The 21,096-nt window shown below is 69.0% G+C and carries 19 protein-coding genes; 13 read left to right on the forward strand and 6 right to left on the reverse strand.

The genetic code is table 11. The annotated features are described in order from the left end of the window. Positions 1-73 precede the first annotated feature (73 nt). Entirely contained in the window at positions 74-1,183 is a 1,110-nt protein-coding gene (locus ACIBG5_RS22165; RefSeq protein ID WP_396393369.1) for a serine hydrolase domain-containing protein, read from the forward strand. Positions 1,184-1,366: 183 nt separating this feature from the next. Here the strand turns inward: ACIBG5_RS22165 and ACIBG5_RS22170 are convergent, their stop codons facing one another. Then, entirely contained in the window at positions 1,367-2,653 is a 1,287-nt protein-coding gene (locus ACIBG5_RS22170; RefSeq protein WP_396393370.1) for a S8 family peptidase, read from the reverse strand. Between the two features lie 74 nt (positions 2,654-2,727). On the opposite strand from ACIBG5_RS22170, the gene ACIBG5_RS22175 reads away from it, so the two are divergent. From ACIBG5_RS22175 to ACIBG5_RS22185, 3 genes are all read left to right on the forward strand, one after another. After that, the gene (locus ACIBG5_RS22175; protein ID WP_396393371.1) at positions 2,728-5,346 is read left to right on the forward strand and encodes a CHAT domain-containing protein; all 2,619 of its coding nucleotides are present in this window, start codon (positions 2,728-2,730) and stop codon (positions 5,344-5,346) included. 69 nt (positions 5,347-5,415) lie between these two features. Further along, positions 5,416-5,991, forward strand: a complete 576-nt coding sequence (locus tag ACIBG5_RS22180) for an RNA polymerase sigma factor (RefSeq protein WP_396393372.1) — start codon at positions 5,416-5,418, stop codon at positions 5,989-5,991. A 49-nt stretch (positions 5,992-6,040) separates the two neighbouring features. Next, on the forward strand, positions 6,041-6,499 hold the full coding sequence (locus ACIBG5_RS22185; RefSeq protein WP_360449151.1) for a hypothetical protein: 459 nt from the start codon (positions 6,041-6,043) through the stop codon (positions 6,497-6,499). A 34-nt stretch (positions 6,500-6,533) separates the two neighbouring features. Here the strand turns inward: ACIBG5_RS22185 and ACIBG5_RS22190 are convergent, their stop codons facing one another. Beyond that, entirely contained in the window at positions 6,534-7,985 is a 1,452-nt protein-coding gene (locus tag ACIBG5_RS22190) for an alkaline phosphatase PhoX (protein WP_396393373.1), read from the reverse strand. A gap of 269 nt (positions 7,986-8,254) precedes the next feature. Here ACIBG5_RS22190 and ACIBG5_RS22195 point away from each other — a divergent pair, with 269 nt between their 5' ends. From ACIBG5_RS22195 to ACIBG5_RS22215, 5 genes are read left to right on the forward strand one after another with little or no spacing between them, the layout of a single operon-like run. Further along, the gene (locus tag ACIBG5_RS22195; RefSeq protein WP_393382427.1) at positions 8,255-8,734 is read left to right on the forward strand and encodes a DUF2975 domain-containing protein; all 480 of its coding nucleotides are present in this window, start codon (positions 8,255-8,257) and stop codon (positions 8,732-8,734) included. Continuing rightward, positions 8,734-8,940, forward strand: coding sequence for a helix-turn-helix domain-containing protein (locus ACIBG5_RS22200; RefSeq protein ID WP_393382429.1), 207 nt, complete (start codon positions 8,734-8,736; stop codon positions 8,938-8,940). The genes ACIBG5_RS22195 and ACIBG5_RS22200 overlap by 1 nt, the downstream gene beginning before the upstream one ends. Positions 8,941-8,959: 19 nt before the next feature. Beyond that, a complete protein-coding gene (locus ACIBG5_RS22205; protein ID WP_396393374.1) occupies positions 8,960-9,631 on the forward strand; it encodes an APH(3') family aminoglycoside O-phosphotransferase in 672 nt (223 codons plus the stop codon). A 50-nt stretch (positions 9,632-9,681) separates the two neighbouring features. Next, complete coding sequence (locus ACIBG5_RS22210; RefSeq protein WP_396393375.1) at positions 9,682-10,074, forward strand: hypothetical protein; 393 nt, start codon at positions 9,682-9,684, stop codon at positions 10,072-10,074. Between the two features lie 3 nt (positions 10,075-10,077). Beyond that, positions 10,078-10,842, forward strand: coding sequence for an alanyl-tRNA editing protein (locus ACIBG5_RS22215; protein WP_360449131.1), 765 nt, complete (start codon positions 10,078-10,080; stop codon positions 10,840-10,842). A gap of 78 nt (positions 10,843-10,920) precedes the next feature. Here the strand turns inward: ACIBG5_RS22215 and ACIBG5_RS22220 are convergent, their stop codons facing one another. Beyond that, positions 10,921-11,634, reverse strand: a complete 714-nt coding sequence (locus tag ACIBG5_RS22220) for an alpha/beta fold hydrolase (protein WP_396393376.1) — start codon at positions 11,632-11,634, stop codon at positions 10,921-10,923. Positions 11,635-11,842: 208 nt separating this feature from the next. Here ACIBG5_RS22220 and ACIBG5_RS22225 point away from each other — a divergent pair, with 208 nt between their 5' ends. Both ACIBG5_RS22225 and ACIBG5_RS22230 read left to right on the forward strand, forming a co-directional pair. Further along, positions 11,843-12,823 carry a Gfo/Idh/MocA family protein gene (locus ACIBG5_RS22225; protein ID WP_396393377.1) on the forward strand — a complete coding sequence of 327 codons (981 nt, stop codon included), beginning with the start codon at positions 11,843-11,845 and terminating at the stop codon, positions 12,821-12,823. Positions 12,824-12,834: 11 nt separating this feature from the next. After that, positions 12,835-13,827: a Gfo/Idh/MocA family protein gene (locus tag ACIBG5_RS22230; protein WP_396393378.1), complete on the forward strand. Its 993-nt coding sequence runs from the start codon at positions 12,835-12,837 to the stop codon at positions 13,825-13,827. Here ACIBG5_RS22230 and ACIBG5_RS22235 read toward each other — a convergent pair. Further along, positions 13,824-14,729: an SDR family oxidoreductase gene (locus tag ACIBG5_RS22235; RefSeq protein ID WP_396393379.1), complete on the reverse strand. Its 906-nt coding sequence runs from the start codon at positions 14,727-14,729 to the stop codon at positions 13,824-13,826. The two genes, ACIBG5_RS22230 and ACIBG5_RS22235, sit on opposite strands and share 4 nt — an antisense overlap. Before the next feature lie 88 nt (positions 14,730-14,817). Between ACIBG5_RS22235 and ACIBG5_RS22240 the strand changes: the two genes are divergently transcribed. Further along, on the forward strand, positions 14,818-15,378 hold the full coding sequence (locus ACIBG5_RS22240; RefSeq protein ID WP_396393380.1) for a TetR/AcrR family transcriptional regulator: 561 nt from the start codon (positions 14,818-14,820) through the stop codon (positions 15,376-15,378). Positions 15,379-15,455: 77 nt separating this feature from the next. Here ACIBG5_RS22240 and ACIBG5_RS22245 read toward each other — a convergent pair whose 3' ends face one another. Next, positions 15,456-18,341, reverse strand: coding sequence for an alpha-L-fucosidase (locus ACIBG5_RS22245; RefSeq protein WP_396393381.1), 2,886 nt, complete (start codon positions 18,339-18,341; stop codon positions 15,456-15,458). A gap of 107 nt (positions 18,342-18,448) precedes the next feature. Then, complete coding sequence (locus ACIBG5_RS22250; RefSeq protein WP_396393382.1) at positions 18,449-19,657, reverse strand: ROK family protein; 1,209 nt, start codon at positions 19,655-19,657, stop codon at positions 18,449-18,451. A gap of 105 nt (positions 19,658-19,762) precedes the next feature. On the opposite strand from ACIBG5_RS22250, the gene ACIBG5_RS22255 reads away from it, so the two are divergent. Further along, complete coding sequence (locus tag ACIBG5_RS22255) at positions 19,763-21,073, forward strand: ABC transporter substrate-binding protein (RefSeq protein WP_396393383.1); 1,311 nt, start codon at positions 19,763-19,765, stop codon at positions 21,071-21,073. Positions 21,074-21,096: the final 23 nt, after the last annotated feature.

Genomic DNA, 21,096 nt, shown 5'->3' on the forward strand with positions numbered 1-21,096 from the left:
CTCCGGAGAACAGGATACCGATCGGTGTCATGTCGGAGTGGCGAGAGATAAGACCGATCGGTACCATCTGTCCATGATTGATGGCTGGACGGCAACAGGATTCGACAAGGTGGCGGATGCGTTCGCGCGGAACTTCGTCGCGCGAGGCGAGCTGGGCGCGGCCTTCGCGGCGTACCAGGACGGTCGACCGGTGGTCGACCTGTGGGGCGGTACGGCGGACCCGGACACCGGGCGTGGCTGGGATCGGGACACGATCCAGCTGATGTTCTCCGGCACCAAGGGGCTCGCGTCGGCGTGTGTCCTGCTGATGGTGCAGCGGGGACAGGTGTCGCTGGACGATCGGCTCAGCCGCTACTGGCCCGAGTTCGGTGCCGCCGAGAAGACCGAGACGACGCTCTCCGACGTACTCTCCCACCAGGCCCGGCTGCCCTGGGTCGAGGCCGGGTACGCCGACCTCCTGGACCACGACGTGATGGCCGGGCACCTCGCGGCGCAGGCTCCGTCGACGGATTCACGGGCCGCGTTCATGTACCACGCGATCACCTGGGGCTGGCTCGTCGACGAGTTGGTACGACGAGTCGACGGCCGGACCGTTCGGCAGTTCTTCGCCGAGGAGTACGCCGTACCGCTGGGGCTGGAGGTGTGGATCGGTCTGCCCGAGGACCTGCACTGGCGCGCGACCACGATGGTCGCGCCCGACGGCGTACTCACCGACGAGCCACACACCGACCGGCTTCTGCAGTTGAACCGCAATCCGCTCTGGGTGCCCGGCGCCGAGAAGATGTGGAACAGCACGGAGTACCGCGGCGCCGGGCTTGCCGCTGTAGGAGGCTTCGCCACTGCTCGCGGCATGGCTCGTTTCTACGCATCCCTCGTCGGTGAGGTCGACGGTCAGCGCATTCTGACCCCGGCCACCGTCGAGCTTGCGCGCCGGGAGATCCGCCGCGGCACCGAGCCGACCTGGGGGAGCGAGATGGTGTACGGCGCCGGCGTCGAACTCCACGTCCCGGGCAGTCGCCTCGGCCGGCCGATCGATGCCTTCGGCCACGTCGGTGCCGGCGGCTCCACCCACGGCGCCTGGCCGTCTCGGCGCATCACGTTCTCCTACCTGATGAACCAGGTCCGCACGGTGCCCGACCCGCGGCCGCAGACACTGCTCGACGCGTTGGAGAGCGCTGGCTGAGATCTCTCCCGAAATCGGTGTATCAACCCGCGCCGACGGCGACTCCGCGTAGTGGGGCGCCCTTCGAGATGCTCTGGGGGGAGAGCAAGCGGGGGGCATAGAGGGGGGAGCGTCGACGCGGTGCGGGAGGAATCCGGTGATCAGACCGGATGGGGGCCGCGCCGCGTCGACACACTCACACGCTCACTGACCCAGTGACGCCAACGCGTCGCCGGTGGTGAGAACAGGCCCGACCCCCGGTGACGGCTGGGTCAGTGCGAAGGCGAGCAGCGCATCCGCGGACTGGCGAGCACTCTCCCCGGTCAGCGACATGCGACCGGCGATGAGCGCGGCGACCAGCGGTGTCGAGAACGACGTACCACTCCAGCGCGCCATGCCGGTGAAGTCCCGGATCTGGCCGGTGTTGGGTGGTTCGGTGCACTCGTAACTCCCGGTCAGGAACGCGTTCACCAGGTTCTCGCCCGGCGCGTAGACATCCACCCAGCCACCGAAGTTGCTGAACGACGCGCGGTCGCGCCCGTTGTCGGCGAGCGCTCCGACCGACACGGTCTCCGGGAACGCGGCCGGCCAGAAATAGTCCCGGCTGTTCTCGTTCCCGGCCGCGGCCACCAGGACCAGACCGTTCACCCGATTCAGCCGGGTCTGGACGAACACGTCGAGTCCGAGCGCCGGAAGGTCGAAACGCGTCCTGGTTCCGGCCGACAGACTGATGATGTCCGGGGCCAGATCGAGTACTTCGTCAAGCGCCTGGGCGAGATCGAACTCCCACATCGCGCCGGCACTGGTGAAATAGCTCTTGACCACCACCTCGACATTTCGCGCCACCGCCCGCAGTACACCGGCGATGAAGGTGCCGTGACCCGCGTACGGCCGGATCCGGCCGGAGGGAAAGAAGGCGTCCTCCGGATCGCCGGTCACGCCGTTCAGCCAGTACGCCGCGGGTGCGTCGGACCAACCGACATCGAGCACGACCACCTTCACTCCGCGTCCGTCGGCGGCGCCGGCGGGCAGGAACGGAGTCGGCAGGACCGGGTCCGGCGGAATGCCCTGCGCGACCTCCTCGGGTTCGGTGGCCGGACACGGGCTGACGCTGGGAGTCACGTAGAACAAGTGCTCCGGCGTGACGACCCCGCGGCCGAGCCGTTGGTCGGCAAGAGCCAGGAAGCGTTGCGTGGCGTTCGGTCCCTCCGGTGCGTTCGGCGGAACCTTGTCCGGCAGCAGCAGCCGGGTGACCCCGCCGATGCCGCCCTCTCCTGTCGTGCCGCCCTGGAAGAGTTCGACCACGCGGGGCAGATCCTTGTCGCGGACCAGCACCGTGCCGATGCGGTACAGATAGTCGACGCCTTCCTTTTCCCACTCCGGCGGATGGACACCGACGTCCCGTCCGAATGCCTCCAGGATGAGTTTGATCTGGGCGATGTACTTCGGGTCCTGTTGGTCGGTCGTTTGATTTCCTGCTTTTTGCGCCATTCGGTGGGCGATCCCCCTTGAATCGTTAACCCGGGATTCGACGAAATCGTCGAACGGACCGATATCATTTCACCGTGCAGACGGCCGGGGGGAGTGTCGGAACGGCGGTTGCACCGAATGATCTGCTGCCGCTGGCTCTCTCGCGCCCGCACGACGCCATCGCGGCGGCTCGATCGTTGCTCGCCGGCGACCTGGATCCGGACGCCGCATCCTGCGCGCACCAGGCGATCGGGATCGGCCTGCGCCAGCTCGGCGATGTGGAGACAGCGATCCGCGAGCTCCGGACCGCGCTGCGACTCACCGAGACCGCGGGCCGGCCCGAGCGCGAAGCCGACGTCCTCGCCACCCTCGGCGCGACCCTCGGTCGCGCCGGCCGCAGCCGCGAGGGACTCACCCACCTGGACCGCGCGGTGAGCCTCAGCCGTGGAGCGCTCTCGGGCCGCGTTCTCCTGCGGCGTGCCGACGTACTGCTGATCCTGGGCAGACATCGCGAGGCGCTGGACGATCTGCGGATCGCGATCAGCCGGCTGCGGCGGTCCGGCGACCGGGTCTGGGAGGCGCGCTGTCGCAACTACCGCGGATTCATCCAGCTCGAGATGGGCGTCACCCGTCAGGCCGACACCGATTTCGAACAGGCCGGCCGGCTGTACGCCGCGAGCGGCCAGGAGTTCGAGTACGCCGAGACCCGCCAGAACCGTGGCCTGGTCGCGTTCTCGCGCGGCGATCTGCCGGCGGCGCTGCAGTACCTCGACGAGGCCGGGCGCGGGTTCGCGGAGGTCGGTGTGGTCTGGCCCGAGCTCGCGATCGACCGGTGTGCTGTCTTGCTGGCGGCGGGTCTGCCGACGGAGGCGCTCGCCGAGGCGGACCAAGCGATCGTCCGGATGGAGACCGTCGGCGGGCAGGCCACGAAGCGAGCCGAGGTACTGTTCGCGGCGGCGACCGCAGCGCTGGCGGCCGGTGAGCTCGAGACGGCTCGTTCTCGCGCAGAGAGCGCGCGCCGGCTGTTCTCGGCACAACGTCGTCCGTGGTGGTCGGTCCGCGCGTCGATGGTGCAGCTCGACGCCCGCTACCAATCCGGCGAGAGTGGTCCACGGCTGCTGCGGCAGGTGACAGAGACTGCCAGGCGCCTCGACACCCTCGGCGCGACAGAGGCATCGGCCGCGCACCTGCTCGCCGGCCGGCTTGCCTTGACCGACGGACGAACGCGGACAGCCGAGCGCCAGTTGGAGCTGGCTGGGCGGCGGACCCGAGACACTCCACCACTCGCCCGCGGCGCTGCCTGGCTCGGCAAGGCGTTGAGGTCCGAGGCCAGGGGAGACGTCCGCGGAATGCTGACCGCTTGCGCCCGTGGCCTCGACGCGCTGGACGAGCATCGCCTGATGATGGGTGCGACCGAACTGCGAGCACGCGCGACCGGTCATGGCGCGGAGCTGGCCGGACTGGCGCTCCGTGATGCGTTGCGACGCGACAATGCCCGGAGCCTGCTGAAGTGGGGCGAACGCTGGCGTGCCACCGCACTCACGATCCCTCCCGTGCGTCCACCGGACGACCAGCAACTCGTCCACGATCTCGCCGCCCTGCGCGACGTCGTACGACGGCTGGACGCGAAGCGCGAGGGGGACGGGACCGACCCGGCCCTCGATCGTGAACGGCGCCGGCTCGAGAAGGCGGTGCGAGAGCACACGCTCCGAGCGCACGGGCATCGCTCGCACCCAGAGACCTCGGGGGTTCAGATCGACGAGTTGCTCGACGAACTCGGTGACACGGTGCTGGTCGAGTTGATCGAGATCGACGGAGTCCTGCATGCCGTGGTGGTTCGCGACGGCCGGATCAGCCGGCTCACGGTCGGGCCGATGGCGGCGGCCGAGATCGAGGTGGAGCGGTCTCGGTTCCGGCTGCGCTGGCTGGCCCATGGACGATCGAAGTCAGGCCCTTCGCTGGACGTGCTGGGTGCCCGGCTCGGCAGCGCGATCCTCGGCCCGGTGCAGAACGTTCTCGGGGATCGGCCTGTCGTGATCGTGCCGCCCGCGCGTTTGCAGGCGTTGCCCTGGGGGTTGGTGCCGTCGCTGGATCGTCGCGCGGTGAACGTCGTACCGTCGGCGGCGACCTGGTTGCGGGCGCGGCGGTTGCAGCCGCCGTCCGATCGACGAGTCGTCCTGGTGCTCGGCCCGGGACTGCCGGCCGGTCGTGCTGAGGTCGCGCGCCTCGCCGAGCGGTACCCGGGTGCGACTGTCCTCGCGGACGGCGACGCCACTGCCGACAGAGTGCTGAAGGAACTCGATGGTGCGTGGATCGGCCACATCGCAGCGCATGGCACGTTCAGGTCCGACAGTCCCTTGTTCTCTTCGCTGCGAGTGGACGACGGTCCGCTGACCGTCTACGACTTCGAGCGGCTGCGGCGGGCGCCGTACCGATTGGTGTTGTCGAGTTGTGAGTCGGGCCTCGCGAAACCGGTCGGCGCCGACGAGTTGCTCGGACTCAGCAGCAGCCTCGTGCCGCTCGGCGCGGCCGGCATCCTGGCCAGCGTCGTACCGGTGAACGACCCGGCCACCGTGCCACTGATGACAGCGCTCCACGACCACCTGCAAGCCGGTCAGCCGCTGGCGGCCGCGTTCGCGCTCGCCCGTGCCAAGGTCGGCGACGACCCGGTCGCCCGTGCGGCGGGCCGGTCGTTCGTCGCACTGGGAGCGTGACTCACACCATGTATCAACGCGCGGCCCGCGGACTCCGTATCAATGACGGCGGGCGGAAGGAGCGGGGGAATGCGGGATGATCCGACCGTCGTCAGCCTGGTCATGCGAGCCGGGGACGGGGACGAGGGGGCCTGGGACGAGCTGGTGGAGCGGTACGCCCCACTGATCTGGTCCATCTGCCGCCGGTACCGGCTTCAGCCGGGAGACACCGACGACGTGGGTCAGGGCGTGTGGCTGCGGCTGATCGAGCATCTGCCCCGGCTTCGCGAACCGGCCGCACTGCCGGGCTGGATCGCGACGACCGCGCAACGCGAGTGCCTGCGCCTGCTGCGGGTGTCGAGCCGGGTCGACCCTGTCGACCCGGTGGACTCGCGGGATGGGGGAGAGCACGCCGTGGATCACGCGGTGGCGGAGGAGGAGGTGCTGCGGCACGAACGACGGCGGATCGTCCGGACCGCCTTCGGCCAGCTGTCCCAGCGCTGTCAGTTGCTGTTGGCAATGATCACGCAGGACCCGCCGGCGCCGTACGACGAGATCAGCCGCAAGCTGCACATGCCGATGGGCAGCATCGGGCCGAACCGGGCCCGCTGCCTGGACCGGCTGCGGCGAGCGCCGGCACTGGCGACACTGGTGGACGAGCACTGAAACGAGCACTGAGGACGAACACTGAGGGATCAGTGAGGAGGTGGGAAGCATGACGGAGACCGGCTGGAACGACGACGAGCTCCTCGACGCGCTGCGCGACGCGCTGCAGACCGAGCGGGAGATGCCACGGACGTTCGTCGACGCGGGGAAGGCGGCGTTCGTCTGGCGGACCATCGACGCAGAGCTCGCCGCCTTGACCTACGACTCGGCCTGGGAGAGCGCGGATGCCGCGCCGGTCCGATCGGAGAGCGCCACCCTGCGCGCGCTGACGTTCGCCTCCGAGGGCTGGACGATCGAGATCGAGCTGACGCCGACCGGCGTACTCGGTCAGTTGGACCCGCCCGAGTCCGGCACGGTCAGTGCCCGCGGCCACAGCGGTGAGGTGGCCTCGGCCGAGATCGACGACCTCGGGTTCTTCGTGCTCTGGCCGATCCCGGCCGAGCCCTACCGCCTGATCTGTACGCCGGCCTCCGGGCCGACGATCCTCACCGGCTGGGTGACGCCGTAGCCGACCCCTGGGGGGCCGGCTACGGCGCCCGGTGTCAGCCCAGGTAGTCGCGCCACGGGCCGGTGATGGCCAGCGTGATGCCCGGGGTCTGGATGTTGACGAAGAGCACCTTGCCGTCGGCGGAGAACGTCGGACCGGTGAACTCGGAGTCGTTCAGCATGTTCCGGGCGATCGCGTACGTCGGCCCGCCCGGGGTCGCGCTGAGCACGTGGCTGCTCGCGGTGCCGTCCTCGGCGAGGATCAGCGAGCCCCACGGGGTGACGGTGACGTTGTCCGGACCGTCGAAGTTGTAGTCGTCGTACTTCGCCTCGGCGCCCTTGTTCGCGGCGGCGCTCTCCGGGAAGTACGTGACCAGCTGGATGGTCTTGGCGTCGTAGTTGTAGAACCAGACCATGCCGTCGTGCGGGACGCCGTCGGCCGGCAGGTCGGCGGTGCCGCCCTCGGCGAACGAGTTGACGACGTACACGCCGTCACGGGTGCCGTAGACCCCCTCGAACTTCTTGCCGCGGGTGACCTGGCCCTCGGTGAACTGGTTGCGCACCGAGACGGTCAGTCCGTCGCGGTCGGCCACCGGCACCCACGCGACCCGGAACGGCCGGAGCAACTGCGCCGAGGTCAGGTAGGCGACGTCCGGGATCGGCTTGCCGTCGTCACCGAGGATCGCCATCGCCTCGAGCGTGCCGAAGTCCTTGTCGGCCAGGTCGTTGTAGCTGCGCGAGCTGAGCTTGTAGCCACGCGGCGCGGACCAGCGGTAGAACAGGCCGTTCGGGCCGCTGGCGTCCTCGGACAGGTAGATGTGGGTCAGCTCCTCGTCGATCGCCAGCGCTTCGTGGGCGTAGCGGCCGAGGGCCTTCAGCGGCACCGGGTGCGCGGTCTTGCCGTCGGCCCAGACCTCGAAGACGTACCCGTGGTCCTTGAGCCGGCTGGTGCCGTTGGCCTTGCTCTCGGTCTCCTCACACGTCATCCACGTGCCCCACGGGGTCGGCCCGCCGGCGCAGTTGGTGAGGGTGCCGGAGATGCCGACCCACTCGCCCTTGTTGCGACCGTCCTTGTCGACGGAGATGACGGTGCAGCCGCCGGCCGAGCCGACAGCCGAGTCGTACACGGTGCCCGGGATCTGCGGCACACCCAGCGGGTCGTTGGCACCGATCTCGTGGTTCTGGATCAGCGTGTAGCCGTTGTGGTCGTTGTCGACCACGGCGGTGCCGTCGTGCAGCGACGGGGTCGGCTGGCCGCTCTTCAGCTTGGTCTCGCCGGCGTGGGTGACGACCTTGTACCTGAAGCCGGCCGGCAGGGCCAGCAGGCCGTTCGGGTCGTCCAGCAGCGGCGGGAACGGACGGTGCGTCGGGAACGGGCCGGGACCGTGCTGCGAGTGCGAGACCGGGGTGGCCTCGGCGAGTGACGGCACCGAGCCGACGGTGGCGAAGCCGACGCCCGCGGCGCCGGCAGCGGCACCACGGAGAACGGAACGGCGATCGACTGACATGAATGCTCCTCAAGCATTTAGTGGCGGACCAACGCGGGCGACAGCCGGAGATCCTGTGTTCTCGAACCGCACAGACTCGCTCGGCGGCACTGCGGGCCGGGACCTCTCCCGCAGGGCGACGGTGTCCGCCCGAGCGTGGATGATCCTGCCGTCGGTCGGCTGCCAGACGGCAAACACCATCTGAACAACTCAGTGGTAATCGCTGAGCGGCCTCGGCCCATGTCGTGAGGTCTATTGACAATCGATAGGTAGCCACCGATAGTCGATGCATGAATCTGGTCGACCGGGTCGTCGTACCCCTCCGGATCCTGCTCGTCATGCTGTTCGCCGGCCTGGTGGTCGCGCAGGCGCTGAGCATGCCGGGACAGTTCGCGTACATGGCGAAGGAAGACCCCGACCTGGCGTACCTGCGCTGGCCGCTGACGATCTGGGCGATCCTGGGACTGCTCTGCGTGCAGGTCGTGATCGTGTGCACGTGGCGCCTGCTGACGATGGTGAAGGCCGACCGGATCTTCACCGAGGAGGCGTTCGCCTGGGTGGACGCGATCCTGTGGGCGCTGAGTGCGGCCTGGGTTCTGCTGTTCGCCGGGTTCGTCTACCTCGGCTTCCTGGCCGACGACCCAGCGTTGCCGATCCTTCTGTTCGGCATGGTGCTGAGCGGCGCCGTCCTGGTCCTGCTCATGGTGGTGATGCGGGCCCTGCTCAGGCGCGCCACGACCCTGCGGTCCGATATGGAAGCGGTCATCTGATGCCCATCGTGGTGCGCATCGACGTCGAGCTCGCGAAGCGGAAGATGAGCGTGGGAGAGTTCGCCGAGAAGGTCGGTCTGACACCGGCGAACATCGCCGTACTGAAGAACGGCCGCGCCAAGGCGGTCCGATTCAGCACCCTCGAATCCATGTGCCGCGTGCTGGAGTGCCAGCCCGGCGATCTGCTGGAGTTCGTCGAGGATTGATGCTCGGTAGGCTGCGTGGATGACAGGGCTCTCGGGCGCCGAGGTCCGGCGCGTCGGCAACCACTTCGTGAAGCGCGACCCGGCTGTCGGCGCGGTGGCGGAGCGGCTGGAGTGGCTGGCGCGGCAGGGGATCAAGGTGCCGCGGATCGTCGATCACCGCGACGGCGTGCTGACGACTTCAGTGGTGCCCGGCGTACCGGCCTCCTTCGACTGGTCTGGCGAGCAGTGGCCCGCCGTCGTGGCGACGTTCGTGGAGCTCGCCCGCGCCCTGCACAGCCTGCCGATCGAGGACTGCCCGTTCCGTCGCGACCTGAACACGACCATGGCGGAGGCTCGCTCGCGAGTCGCCGCGGGCCTGGTTGATCTGGACAACCTCGAGGATTCGTACGCCGGCTGGACCGGTGAGCAACTGCTCGCGGAGCTGGAGCGGACCCGGCCGGTGAGCGAGGACCTGGTCGTGTGTCACGGCGATCTGACCCCGGACAACGTCCTGGTCGATCCGCGGACCGGCGGGCTGACCGGGGTGATCGACGTCGGCAGGCTGGGCGTCGCGGATCGGTGGCTCGATCTGGCGATCCTCCAGCGGGAGCTGACCGCGGAGCCGTTCGCCGCGTTCCTGGCCGGCTACGGGCTGACCGGGCCTGACCAGGACAAGCTGGCTTTCTACATCCTGCTGGACGAGTTCTTCTGAGGCTGCAACGGCGGCCGCCCGCGGAGCGTCTAGGGTAGGAGGTGATCGTGATGCGAGTGTTCACTGTGCTGGCCGCGCTCTTCCTGCTGGTTGCGTGCGGCAACGAATCCGACGCGGGAGAGGAGCCGTCGATGACACCGTCCAGCAGCGGCGTGTCCGAGAGCGATTCGCCGCCGCCGTCGGGACCGGCCGAGCAGGCGAAGGCCGATCTGGTGAAGCGGCTGGGCGTCGACGCGGCGCAGGTCACTGTGGTCAGCTCCGCCGAGGTGATGTGGCGCGACGGCAGTCTCGGTTGCCCCGAGCCCGGCATGCACTACACGCAGGCGCTGGTGAACGGCAGCCGCGTCGTACTGGAGTCTGGCGGCAAGGAGTACCACTACCACTCCGGTCCGAACCGGCCCCCGTTCCTCTGCGCGAATCCCCAACCACCTGTAGGCGGCTGACCGATGGCAGTTCCCGGGCAGAAGGTGCCGGACAACGCCCCGCCGGCGCTGGCCGACACCGAGTTGTACGCCGTCGACGCGTACCTGGCCGAGTTCGACTCTCCGATCGTCGAGGTCGACGCGGAGCAGCGCCGGGTGGCCTTGCGGCGTACGGCGTTCTTCCCGGGAGGCGGCGGTCAGCCGTACGACGTGGGCACGCTGCGCTGGGCCGACGGCTCGGCGCCGGTCACCCGGGTCAAGCGCGAGGGACCACTGCTCTGGCACTGGCTTGACGGTGAGCAGTTGCCCGGTCCCGACGACGAGGTGCACGGCGAGCTCGACTGGGAGCGCCGCCACCTGACCATGCGGACGCACACCGCGCTGCACATTCTCTGCGGTGTGATCTGGGCGGACCACCACGTCGCGGTGACCGGCGGCAACATGGATCCGGGCAAGGGCCGGCTGGACTTCGCCTTCGACTCGATGTCGGCCGAGTTCGGCCGCCGGATCGAGGCCCGGATCAACGAGGAGATCGCGGCGGCCCGCGAGATCGTCGTCGACTTCGTCGGCCGTGAGGTCGCCGACGCCGATCCGGCCCTGATCCGGATCGCCGCGCACCTGATCCCGCGCGAGATCGACCCGCTCCGCGTCATCGACATCACCGGTCTGGACAAGCAGGCCGACGGCGGCACCCACGTCCTCACCACTGCCGAGGTCGGCTCCGTCAAGGTCACCGGCACCGAATCCCGAGGCAAAGCCAACAAACGCATCCGGCTCGAAGTCCACTAGGCCCGGTGGCGGGTTGTTTGCTCGCTGCCGTGACAACTCCCCGTCATCGGTGGAACAACCCGCCAGCGACCCTGGTGCTCAAGCGTTGAGGGCTTCGAGGATGGTGGCCGTGACGGCGTCCGGCTCGGAGACGCTGAGGGCGTGGGAGGCCCCGGCGATCTCGCGGACGTTCTTGGCGCCGGTGCGGTCGGCCAAGAAGCGGTGCAGGGCGACCGGGATGTTGCGGTCCTGGTCGCTGAAGACGAACCAGGACGGGATCGTCTTCCAGGCCGGGGAGTCGGTCGGCAGGCCGGTGGTGAGTGCCGCCTGGGTGACCGGGCGCTGGGTCGCGGCCATGAGTGCGGCGGTCTCGGCCGGTACGTCGGCGCAGAACTGCTGGTGGAAGACATCCGCGCGGATGGCGAGCTCGTTGCCGCCGGTGCTGACCGGGTAGGCGTTCAGCGCGTCACCGAGCGTGCTGCCCGGGAACCTCAGCGAGAGGTCGAAGGCGTTCTCGCCGGTGTCCGGAGCGAACGCGCAGACGTAGACCAGGCTCTTCACCGCGTCGTTGTTCGCCGCCGCCTCGGTCATCACGAAGCCGCCGTACGAGTGGGCGACCAGCACCACTGGCCGGCCGAGGCCGGCGATCACGTCGCGGACGTACGCCGCGTCACCCTCGACACTGCGCAGCGGGTTGGCGACGGCGACGGCGTCGATGGACTGGGCCTGCAACTGCTCGACGACGCCGTTCCAGCTGGCGGACTCGGCGAAGGCGCCGTGCACCAGCACGACGACCGGGTTCTGCTCGGGCATGGTGAGTTCTCCCCTTGATTCGGTGTTGCTCCTTGTCCATCAGGACCGGACACCCGCCCGGAATGTGACAGCGCTGAAGATCGCGGTGGCTCCGGTCGTGAACTACTGACCGGTCCGTGAGACGAACCGCCGACAACCCGCGCGAGCACCCGTTTGTCTTGGCAAAGTACTGCGGGAGACCGTCAATGACTTGCGCGAGGAGGACAAGGTGTCGAAACCGCTCAACATCGCGGTCCTGGGATTCTGGCACGTTCACGCGAAGGACTACGCCCGGCAGACCCAGCAGCATCCGGGGACTGAACTGGTCGCGGTCTGGGACGACGACCCAGGACTCGGACAGGCGGGTGCGGACGACTTCGGCGTCGCGTACACCGACGACCTGGATGCTCTACTGGCACGGGAGGACATCGACGGCGTCACGATCACGACGCCCACCAACGTCCATCGCGACGTGATGGTGAAGGCGGCCAACGCCGGCAAGCACATCTTCACCGAGAAGCTGCTGGCGCCGACCGCGGCCGAGGCGGAGGAGATCATCGCCGCCGCCGACGCGAACGGCGTCAAGCTCATCGTCTCGCTGCCGCGGCTGTATCACGGCTACACCCAGGCGATCCGCGAGGTGATCGACAGCGGCCGGCTCGGGCAGCTGAACTACGGCCGGGTCCGCCTCTCCCACGACGGCGCCCTGCCGCGGGACGGGCAGGAGGGCTGGTTGCCGCAGCGGTTCTTCGAGCCGAAGACCGCGATCGGTGGCGCGCTGACCGACCTCGGCTGCCACCCCGTGTACCTGACCCAGCTGTTCCTCGGCTCCACGCCGGAGACGATCAGCGCGACGTACCGGTCGGTCGCCGGCCGCGGCCTCGAGGACAACGCCGTCGTCACCGCCGGGTACGCCGACCAGACGATCGGCGTGATCGAGGCCGGGTTCGCCAGCCGGAACCCGTTCACGATCGAGCTCTTCGGGACCGAGGGCACGCTGACCTACACCGACGACGGGAACGTGCTGAAGGTCGGCGACGAGCAGTTGCCGGTGCCCGAGCACAGCCAGGACGCGTTCGGGCAGTGGGTCGACCACATCACCGAGGGGACCCGCGCCGACGACAACATCAGCCGGGCGGTCGAGCTGACCCGGCTGGTGGTGGCCGCGAACGAAGCCGCGGAGACCGGACGATCGATCGCCTACAAGTGAAGGGACTGCCGATGATCAAGGTTGGGCTCATCGGGGCCGGCGGCATCGCGTCGGCACACATCCGCGGCTACCAGGAACACTCCGCCAAGATCGGCATCACCGCTGTCGCCGACGCCGTGGAGGCCACGGCCGCCGCGCGGGGCGAGGAGCTGGGCGCGACGCCGTACACGGACTACCGCGAGATGCTCGCGAACGAGGACCTCGACGCGGTCGACATCTGCCTGCCGCACCATCTGCACCGCGACGCGATCGTCGCGGCGGCCGAGGCGGGCAAGCACGTGCTCTGCGAGAAGCCGCTGTGCCTGTCGGCGGACGAGGCCGCGGACGTCCGCAAGGCGGTCACGAAGAGCGGGGTGACGCTGATGTGCGCGCACAACCAGCTGTTCATGCCCACGGTCGCGAAGGCCAAGGAACTGCTTGAGGCCGGCACGATCGGCACCGTCTACGAGGTACGGACGACCGACAGCTTCTACAACAACTTCGACCCGAGCAGCATGGGCTGGCGTGCCAGCAGCAAGACCAGTGGGGGTGGCGAGCTCATCGACACCGGGTACCACCCCACCTATCTGATGCTGCACCTGGCCGGCGGGCTGCCGGTCGAGGCGACGGCGATGCTGTCCACTCACCGGCTGAAGTTCATGGAGGGCGAGGACTCCGCGCAGGTCCTGATCAGGTTCGACAACGGGGTCGTCGGTCAGATGGTGACCAGCTGGGCCTACCAGCCGGCCGCCTCCACCGAACGGTTCTCCGCCGTCGGGGAGCTCGGCTCCCTGCACAGCGACGGTACGTCGTTGTCCTACCGGCTCCGGTCCGGCGAGACCGAGACGTTCGAGCTGGAATCGGTCGACACGTTCGTCGCCGAGATCGGGCACTTCGCCGACTCGTTGCTCGGCAAGACCCGCCCGCTGCACACCGAGGAGGAGGGCATCGCCGTCCTCGGAATCCTCCTGGCCGCCTACGAAGGATCCCGCACGAAGACGATCGCTCCGATCCCGAAGGTCTAGACCCCCTTGAAGTAAAAGGCCTCGGCCAGGTCGTCCAGCAGGCCCGGGTGAGTGGGCTGCCAGTCGAGCAGCTCACTCGTCCGGACCGCCGACGCCGGGTGGTCGAGGGCAGCGAACGCCGCCAGGTAGCCGATGTACTCGGCCGCCTGCTCCGGCGTGACCGAGCGGGCCGGTACGTCGATACCGCGTCCGATCGCCTCGGCGATCCGGCGCAACTCGACGCCCTCATCGGCGACCGCGTGCAGCCGGGTGCCCGCGGACGCCGACTCGAGCGCGAGCCGGTACAGCCGGGCCGCGTCGAGCGTGTGTACCGACGGCCAGCGATTCGTCCCGTCGCCGACGTACGCCGCGAATCCGTTCCGGCGGGCGAAGGTGATCAGCCCGGGCACGAAGCCGGTGTGGTCGAGCGGGCCGTGCACGATCGGCAGCCGGACGACCGAGGACCGGATGCCTTTGCCGGCCAGGTCGATGACGAAGTTCTCCGCGTCGACGCGGTAGCCGCCCGGCAGGGTGTCGTCCTCGGTCCCGGTGCGGCCAAGGCCGGCGTGACCCAGCAGGCCGGTTCCCGACGTACCGACGAACGGCTTGTCCGTGCCGGCGAGCGCATCGCCGATCGTTCGGACAGCGGCCAGATCGGTCTCGGCCGCGCCGGCCAGGTCGCCTGCTTGCATGGCGTCGTGCGGGAACGCGAGGTGGATGACGCCGTCGGCGGCTTGGGCCGCGGCGCGCAGACCGTCGAGGTCGTCGAGGTCGCCGCGGACCACGTCGGCACCCCGTTCGGTGAGCCGGGCGGCGGAGGTGTCCGAGCGAGCCAGGCCGGCGACCGAGTGGCCGTGCTGGAGGAGTTCCGGGACGACTGCGGAGCCGAGGTGACCGGTGGCTCCGGTGATGAACACGTGCATGGGTGGTTCCCTTCGGTGATGTCAGTCAGTGACATCACCCAGCCTACACCGGTGATGTCACTCGATGACATCGGCTAGGATCTGAGCCATGGCGCGGTGGGAACCGGATGCGGCGGGACGGCTGCGAGAAGCGGCGATGGCGCTGTACGCCGAGCGCGGCTACGAGCGCACGACCGTCGCCGAGATCGCGGACCGCGCCGGAGTGACCGCCCGGACGTTCTTCCGGCACTTCGCCGACAAGCGCGAGGTACTGTTCGCCGGCTCGGAGGAGCTCGAGCGGCGGATGGTCGAGGCGGTGCTGGCGGCGCCCGAGTCGGCCGGCCCGATGGACGCGGTCGCGGCCGGGGTGCTCGCCTCGGGCGAGTTCTTCGTCGATCGTCGCGAGCACTCGCGTCGCCGTCAGGCCGTCATCACGGCGACGCCGGAGTTGCGCGAGCGCGAGTTCATCAAGATGGCGTCGCTCGCCGCGGCCTTCACCGAGGCGCTGCGCAAGCGAGGCGTCGCGCCGGAGATCGCCTCCCTCGCGGCGGAGACCGGAGTGGCGGTCTTCCGGGTGGCGTTCGAGCGCTGGGTCGCGGACTCTCACGACACCGACATCACCGAGATCATGCGAGCCACCCTCGCCGACCTGTCCAGCCTCACCGCCTGAACCGCCTGACCGCCTGAACCGCCGAAGCCGGCCGGGACGCGTGGTCCCGGCCGGCTTGCGGAGCGTCGGCTTCAGCCTCAGCCGATGGAGATGCGGTCGAGGTCCGGGGCGGAATCCTCGTCGTTGAAGATGCGGAGGGTGTTCGTGCCCTCCTTGAGTTCGACCGGTACGGCGACCGTCTGGACGGTGGAGTTGCCGATGCCGGTGACCGACGCCTCGGTCGGGGCACCGCCGTTGACGGAGACGAAGTACGACTTGGTCCCGTTGACCGTGTAGTCCAGGTAGAGCTGGTACTGGCCGGCCTGTGCCACAGTGACCTCCGGAACGACCACGTGCGCGTCGTCCGAGCCGCCGAGGTTGCGGACCTTCTGGCTGCCTGAGCATCCGGAGCAACTGGTCACACCGGCACTGCCGATCTGGTTCAGCGAGCTCTCGGCCTCACGCATGAACACCCGGTCGGCCGGGCGCACCTGGATCGGGACGGTCTTGCTCACCTTGTGCGGAAGGCCGACCGTCTCGAACGACACCTCGACCGGGACCTGCACGGGGCCGGTCTGACCCGACGCCGGGCTGGTGATCGTCCATGAGCCGCTGATCGTCTGACCCAGCCGCAATCCGGCCGACGTGACCGGATCGCCCGACACTGTCCAGCCGGACGGCACGGCCGGAGCCATTCGCACGTTGTCGACCGAGTCCTCGTCCAGTCGCAGATCGGCCGACACCTCGACCGACTGCTGACCCGGACCGACCCACACGACGCCGGAAGGCTTCACCGTCATGGTCGTCTTCGGCACGTACGACGCCGGTGGCATCGGACCGACGCTGATCCGGTCGAGTCCGGCAGTGCCCGACACCTCGATCGTGTTGGGACCAGCCTTCAGTGGTACGGCGACCGCCGTACTGCCGGGGACCTCCGGGTTGCCGGCATCCAGGTCGGCCGTGATCGGAGCCGCACCGTTGACGCGGATCGCGAACGTGCCGGCGGCCGACGTCGTACCGTCGAGCTGCAGGCGGTAGGTCCCGTCCGCCGGAGCCTGGATGTCCTCGTAGGTGACGCTGCCGCGGTCCAATCCGACCACCTGCGCAGAGCCTGAGCAGGCCGTGCAGATCTCGATCCGGGATGCACCGCTGTTGTGGAACTCCGCCTCCAGTGGCAGTGGGTTGGCCAGAGCCTGCGGGTAGGCGTAGCCGACCTTGATCTCGTCGATCTTCAGCTGCCGGTAGAACGGCGGCGACTGCGGGCCCGACCAGGTGTTGAGCACCTCGAGCTTGAGGTAGCGGGTGAGCTGGTTGCCGATGTCAATGAACTGCACCCCACGCCGGCTCGGCATCGCGCTGGTCCGCACCGTCTTCCACTGCTTGCCGTCGACGCTCACCGACACCTTGTAGTCCTTGATCCGCGCTGAGTCCTCCGGTCGCCCGAACGACTCCCGTGCGTGCGTCGGCGACCACTCCGTCTGGTTGACCGCCAGGTACGTCGCCGACCGCGGCCGGCCCAGGTCGAGGGTCGTCGCGACCGGGAACTGCCCGTTGGCGTCCCAGTAGTCCGGGTAGCTGCCGTCGACGAGGTTCGAGGCCGGGTGGTCGGCGGTGGCGGCGGTGGCCGTCGCGGTCAGGATCGACTGCGGATACAGGCCGGCCTGCCCGCCCGTGGTCACCTTGAACACCGTGTCGTAGGTGTCCCAGTCGGTCACCCCGAGGATGGTGAGGTAGCCGGCGGACTGGTTGAACCGGAACTTCTTCCCGGTCCGGACGTCCGTCACCCCAGTGATCCGGTAGCCGTTGTCCCGCAGTCTCACCAGGTCCTGTGACTTCGGCTTGGTCAGCACGTGCACGTACTGCGTCCGGGCGTTGTCTGCGAGCGTGATGACGCCGTGCGCCCCGTCGTTCCAGAACCCGGGCTGCATGCCGCCGTACATGTAGCCGCCGCCGTTGGTCTTGGCCAGCGAGGACCAGACGGGCGGCAGCCACTCTGCCATGAAGTTGTTGAAAGCGACCTGCTGTGGCGGGAACTTGCCGTTCACCATCGCGGTCTCGGCCATCAGCGACTTGATCGAGGATCCCGCGTTGGCGACGTACCGTCCGACGCTGAGTCCGTAGTCGACCTTGCTGTCGCTACCGTCGTACCACCACTGGCCGGAGCTGGGCAGCTTGTAGTCCGCCTCGGTCAGCCGCGGCATCGGCGTAAAGGTGGCCTGCGGGTAGTCGTAGGCCGGTGTCATGCCGGTCTTCTGCTCGTTGCTCACCGTGTCCATGATCGGCGTGTCCTCGTTGTTGTTGCTGAGCAACCACGAGGGACGCTGCTGGCGGATCTGCTCGTACAGGCCGTGCTGTTCCCAGTAGGCGTTGTCGTTGTCGATCCAGAAGCCGGACAGGTCCGGATAGTTGTCCATCACCTCGTGGAACAGGTCGTAGCTGTACATGCCGAACCCGTCCCGCGTGGTCAGGTCGACCTGCTGACCCTTGTACGCCGAGTAGGCCGCCGAATCGAGGGTCTCGACCCCGGGCACCTCGTTGTGCCACTGCGGGTCGTCGGTCATGTAGAGCAGCACGTGCACGCCCTTGGCCTTGCCGGCCGCGACCAGTTCGCCCAGGAAGTCTCGTTGCGTGGAGCAACTACCGGGGATCTTGGACGGCCACGGCCGGGCGTAGCCGAGGCGGCTGTGGAAGGTGGCGAGCACGATGTACGACGCGTGCAGTTTCTGCGCCTCGTCGACCCAGTAGTCGGCGTTCCAGCCACCGGCGGTGACGTCACGCTCCCAGGCGGCGCAATCGGTGTGGCGGGGCGCGGTGAACATGCCCCAGTGCAGGAAGAGCCCGGCGGTGGAGTCGCGCATCCACTGCTGGCGCGGGTTCTCCACCTGCGCCCGGGCGGGTGTGGTGCTGAGCAGCGCGGCGAGCAGGGCCAGCGCGAGGGCGAGCGCGCTGAGCCGCCGCCGGCGCCGGGCAAGTCGGAGGGCCATCGGGGTTCTCTCACTTCCAGGTGGGCGGGAGAAATAATGACAACAAGATTGCCTATTGAGAGATCCGATCTTTCCAACGGTTCCCGCCTGCGGTCAAGCCCCCAGGCTCAGCTGCCGGGCACCGCGAGCAGCTCGGCGAGCACGGTGTCCAGCGCCATCCGGGCCGCTCCGAGCGCGACCGAGTCGGCGCCCATCGTCGAGCTGAGCACCTCGATCGGCACCAGCGTCAGCTTCGCCAGCTCCCGGCGGAACGGCTCGGCGATGATCGCGCCACCGCGCGACATACCGCCGCCGAGCACGACCACCTCGGGGTCGACGGCCAGCGCGAGCACGGCCGCGCCGCGCGCCAGCACTTCGGCGAACTCGATCAGCACCGCCAGGCTCTCCGGGTCCTGGCGGGCGGCCGAGGCGATCACCAACTCGCCCTCACGCCCCGGCCCGGCACCCTGCTCGGCGGCCAGCGCGGCACCGCGCGCGTGGAGCCGATCGACCGCTGCCTCCCAGCCGAGCATCGGCAGGGCGCCGATCTCACCCGCGGCGCCGTGCCGGCCCTGGTGCACCTGCCCGTCGATCAGCACGCCGGCGCCGGCGCGGTGTCCGGCGAACATGTAGACGATGTCCCGGTGCTCGCGTGCGGCACCCTTCCAGTGCTCGGCGAGCGCGGCCAGCTTCACGTCGTTGGCCACGGTCACGGGCCGTCCGAGCCCTTCCGACAGTTCACCGGTCACGTCGAGCTCGGTGAATCCCGGCAGCGAGTACGGCGCCAGCCCTGAGCCGACCGGTCCCTCGCGGACGTCGTGCACGCCCTCGGCCGCGCTGAGCAGACCGGTCACGCCGCAGGCGATGCCGGTGATGTCGTCCGCGCCGAGCCGCGCCTGGGCCCAGCTCGCGCGAGCCACATCGACGGCAGCCTGCACCCGGTCCGGACCGGGCAGCTCCGGGTCGAGCTCGACCCGATGGGTCGCCAGTGTGTTGCCACGGAGGTCGCTGACCACGGCCATCGCCTTGTGGGCTCCGATGTCGAGTCCGGCGACGTACCCGGATTCGGCGCGGAAGCGGAAGTACCGGGCGGGACGGCCGGCGCCCCGGGCGGACGCCGGCTTCCGGGGCGGGGTCGTCTCCTCGACCCGGCCCTCGGTGAGCAGTTCGGCGAGCAGGTCCTCGGCGGTCGGCCGGGAGACGCCGACGATGGCGCGCAGTCCACGCAGCGTCAGCGACTCCGACTCGAGGAAGGCGCCGAGGGCTGCCGCGAGGTTCAGTCTGCGCAACAGCGACGAATCGCCCATCCGGCCGCCGGCGGCTCTGTCTTGACTCATCCGATGAATCGTCCTTATGCTCGCGCCAATATTGCTAACTGAGTTGCATATTACTGCCGAGTGGGTCGCCGGGGCGACCACGCGGGCCAGATCGAGAGGAACCCGATGCCATCACGTGGGACAGGCTCAGCACGGTGGACACGCGCGGTCGCGGCGGCGACGCTTCTGACGGTAGCGCTCGCCGGCTGTACCAGCGGCGGCAAGGCGTCGACGAGTGACGCGAGCGGAACGGTCGAACTGACCATGCTGACCTTCGAGACCCCGAACCTGCCGGCCTCGCTGTGGGACTCGGCGATCGCCCGGGTGTCGCAGAAGGTGCCCGGGGTGAAGATCAAGAAGCTGGTCACCCCGAACGTCGACCGGACGACGTACGCCAAGCAACTGGCCAGCTCGGGGCAGTTGCCGGACATCATGATCGCGGTGAACCCGCAGGGCTTCGCCGAGGGCGGTCAGCTGGCCGAGTTCGGCAAGGACGAGCTGAAGGACTTCGCCAGCCCGGAGTCCGGCGCGATCAACGGCAAGATCTACCAGCTGCCGACCAATGCCCAGCCGCAGTCCTTGCTCTACTACAACAAGGCCGACTTCACGAAGGCCGGCATCACCGCTGCGCCGAAGACCTGGACCGTCTTCCTGGCCGCGTGCGCGAAGCTCAAGGCAGCGGGCATCACGCCGATCGCCGTCGGCGGTGGCGGCCAGGACACGTTCGCGAGCATGTACACCTGGGTCGGCACGGCCGGCACCGACGTCTACCTGTCCGACCCGGACTTCTCGAAGCAGATCCGGGACGGCTCGAAGACCTTCGCCGACCCGCTGTTCGTGAAGGCCACCGGCAAGGTCGCCCAGCTGGCCAAGCTCGGCTACCTGGACAAGCAAGGCACCAGCCGTTCGTACGCCGACCACGAGAAGGCGTTCCGGGCCGGCTCGGCCGCGATGTACCCGATGGGTTCGTGGTTCGCCACCTCGGCCGACAACGACAAGCCGAAGTTCGACGTGGGCGTGTTCCCGTGGCCGTCCGACGACGGCAAGGCGGTCGTGCCGAACCTCACCGGCGGTGGGCTGAGCGTCAGCGCGAAGGCGGACAACGTCGACCTGGCGAAGAAGTTCGCGCTCGAGTGGACCAAGGACAAGGAGACCTCGGACGCCTTCACCCGGGCGGACGGAACCTTCAACACCGTCGCGGGCTACCAGCCGCCGGCCGACATGGGTCCGCTGTTCAAGGCGACGCTTGCCTTGTACAACCAAGCCGTCAAGGACGGCACCGTCACCCCGGCGCTGTCGATCGAGCAGGGTGACAACGGCCTGCCCGCCGACCTGACCGTGCCGGTGCAGCAGATCGCGGTCGAACTGCTGAACGGGAAGTCCGACGCCCAGGCCGCCGTCGGGAAGCTGGACAAGGAATACGCCGCACTCAAGTAGTGCGGCAGCCGACGAGGAAAGGT

Origin of the sequence: Kribbella sp. NPDC050241 (assembly GCF_044459685.1) — a bacterium.
Classification (GTDB): domain Bacteria; phylum Actinomycetota; class Actinomycetes; order Propionibacteriales; family Kribbellaceae; genus Kribbella.